This is a genomic window from Frateuria hangzhouensis (assembly GCF_026410505.1).
Classification (GTDB): domain Bacteria; phylum Pseudomonadota; class Gammaproteobacteria; order Xanthomonadales; family Rhodanobacteraceae; genus Frateuria_A; species Frateuria_A hangzhouensis.
Genome location: NZ_JAPMIU010000037.1, coordinates 1 through 1203, shown reverse-complemented (window position 1 = coordinate 1203; position 1203 = coordinate 1). Strand labels below are relative to the sequence as shown.

The 1203-nt window shown below is 63.4% G+C and carries 1 protein-coding gene; it reads right to left on the bottom strand.

Annotated elements, in window-relative coordinates; genetic code table 11:
• Nucleotides 1-32 precede the first annotated feature (32 nt).
• Nucleotides 33-1075 (bottom strand): IS3 family transposase gene (locus OSC30_RS16750; RefSeq protein ID WP_425474764.1). Its coding sequence is split into 2 segments (ribosomal slippage): nucleotides 33-886 and nucleotides 886-1075, totalling 1044 coding nucleotides; the frame shifts between segments, so codons are not numbered across the junction.
• Nucleotides 1076-1203 lie beyond the last annotated feature (128 nt).

Genomic DNA, 1203 nt, shown 5'->3' with positions numbered 1-1203 from the left:
CGACGTCCCCCCGCTTTCAGTAGCGGTCGGGTTTAGAGTCCGGGGTTGATCGTATCTGTCTTTGCCAGGCGCTGTGCATAGGCCGCAGGCGTCATGCCTCCCAAAGCCTCCTTGGGTCTCTCCTCGTTGTACTCGCGCCGCCACGTCTCGATCACGGCCCGGGCATGCAGCAGGTGAGTGAACCAGTGCTCGTTGAGGCACTCATCGCGCAGGCGGCCGTTGAAGGACTCGACATAAGCGTTCTGATTTGGTTTGCCCGGCTGGATCAGGCGCAACTGCACGCCGCGCGCATGCGCCCAGACCACCATGGCCTTGCCGCAAAACTCCTTGCCGTTGTCAGTGCGGATCACGTTGGGCAGACCACGGCTGAGCGCCAGGCGATCGAGCACCCGCGTGAGCATGTGGCCCGAGATCGCTCGCTCGACCTCGATCGCCACCGCCTCGTGTGTGGCGTCATCGACGATGGTCAGGCACTTGATCACCCTCCCTTCGGCCGTGCGATCAAAGACGAAGTCCATGGACCACACCTGGTTGGCCGCCGTTGGACGAAACAAGGGCTGACGTTCGCCCACCGGCACCTTCTTGCGCTTGCGCCGCCGCACCTGCAGCTTCGCCGCCTGGTAAAGCCGCTCGACCCGCTTGTAGTTCACGAGCATCCCTTCCTGCCTGAGCTTGAGGTAGATCATTCCGACGCCGTAGCGTTTGTGCCGGTGGGCCAGCGCCAGGATCCGCTCGCGCAGGGCGACGTTGCGATCCGGGCGCGGCGTATAGCGCAAGGCGCTGGCACTCATGTGCATGACGGCCAGCGAACGCCGCTCGCTTAAGCCCCGATCGACCATGTGCCGCACCAGCCCACGTCGGGCTGGCGCGGTCACCACTTTTTTCGTAGGGCATCCTTGATGACCTCGTTCTCGAGGACCTGCTCGGCCAGCAGCTTCTTCAGCCGGCCGTTCTCCGTTTCCAGCTCCTTCAGGCGCTTGGCGTCGGGCACGCTCATGCCGCCGAACTTGCTGCGCCACAGGTAGTAGGAGGCCTCGCTGAAGCCGTGCTTGCGGCACAGGTCCTTCACCGCCATGCCGGCTTCCGCCTCACGCAGGAAGCCGATGATCTGCTCTTCGGAAAAACGCTTCTTCACGTCCAATCTCCTTCGAATGGGGGATTGGACTCCAAACCGATGTGCTACTCAAAGGCGGGGGGACGTCG